Genomic DNA, 1,192 nt, shown 5'->3' with positions numbered 1-1,192 from the left:
CTGAGTAACCGTCTTCGAAGTCAAGCGCCGTGAAGCGAGTGGTTCCAAGGTTGGTTGGTGCGAACCATGGCATTGAGCGTGGTCAGCAGCTTGCGCATGCAGGCTACCAACGCGACCTTGGGCAGCTTGCCGGCGGCGATCAGCCGTTCGTAGAACGCCTTGATGGCAGGGTTGCGCCGGCTGGCGGTCAGCGCCGCCATGTAGAGCACGCGGCGTATCTCGAAGCGTCCACCCTGGATGCGCCTGCGCCCCTTGCTCGCGCCGGAATCGTTGGCCATCGGGGCCACGCCCACGAGGGCGGCGATCTCGCGGCGGTTGAGTCGTCCCAGCTCGGGCAGGTCGGCGATCAGCGTGGCGCTGGCGATCGGGCCGATGCCGCTGGCCGACTGCAGCAGTCGGTCCAGCTCGCCGAAGTGCTCACGCACATGGCCGACCATCTGCGCCTCGATGTCGTCGAGTTGCGCCTTGATCGCCGCGACGATGGCCTCGATGCTCGGGTGCAGGCCCTTGGGCGTGATCTGCAGGCGCTGTCGCTCGCTCAGCAGCATGGTCAGCAACTGTCGCCGGCGCGTGACCAGCGCGGCCAGCCACTGCTGCCGCGGGTCGGCCAGCGGGCGCAGGAAGCGTTCGAAGTCCTCGCGCCGCAGCAGCACTGCGGCGAACTCCGCCAGCATCCGCGCGTCCACCGCGTCGGTCTTGGCCAGCCGGCCCATCGACTTGGCGAAGTCGCGCGCCTGGCGCGGGTTGACCACCGCCACCGGCAGGCCGGCAGCTTGCAGCGCGCAGGCCAGCTCCGTCTCGTAGCCGCCAGTGGCCTCCATCACCACCAACGCCACATCCAGCGCCTTCAACGCTGCCGTCAACGCCGAGTGATCCTCGGCCTGATTGTCGAACCGCTGGGCATCGAGCTTGGCGCCCAGCACCGAGACATCGACGTGCGCCTTGGCCACGTCGATGCCCACCACCACTGAGGAAGCAGACATGGTCTTCGGATCCCTTGCTTGTGCATGCGCGCTCGGACAAGCCGGTGCGCGTAACCGTTCGGGCTTCAGGAAGACCAGCACGGCGGCCGTGCGTTCTGTACTCAGAGACGGGCTCGATCACCCCAGCCGCTACCAAACTGCACGGGCCGGTCTGGCCGCCTCAACGGCGTTCAGACTCTACCGTGCCGGTCTGGTCTGAACATACAAGC

1 protein-coding gene is annotated in these 1,192 nt (G+C 67.4%); it reads right to left on the bottom strand.

The window, feature by feature from the left end; genetic code table 11:
• Positions 1 to 20: 20 nt before the first annotated feature.
• A complete protein-coding gene (locus tag V4F39_RS25135) occupies positions 21 to 983 on the bottom strand; it encodes a transposase (protein ID WP_332292961.1) in 963 nt (320 codons plus the stop codon).
• Positions 984 to 1,192: the final 209 nt, after the last annotated feature.

Source organism: Aquincola agrisoli (genome assembly GCF_036621135.1).
GTDB classification, from domain to species: Bacteria; Pseudomonadota; Gammaproteobacteria; order Burkholderiales; family Burkholderiaceae_C; genus Aquincola; species Aquincola agrisoli.
This window is presented reverse-complemented; position numbering and strand designations above follow the sequence as displayed.

What these genes read in the sequence shown, in the direction of transcription:
- V4F39_RS25135 (WP_332292961.1), bottom strand. Translation starts at nt 983, where the DNA reads ATGTCTGCTTCCTCAGTGGTGGTGGGCATCGACGTGGCCAAGGCGCAC.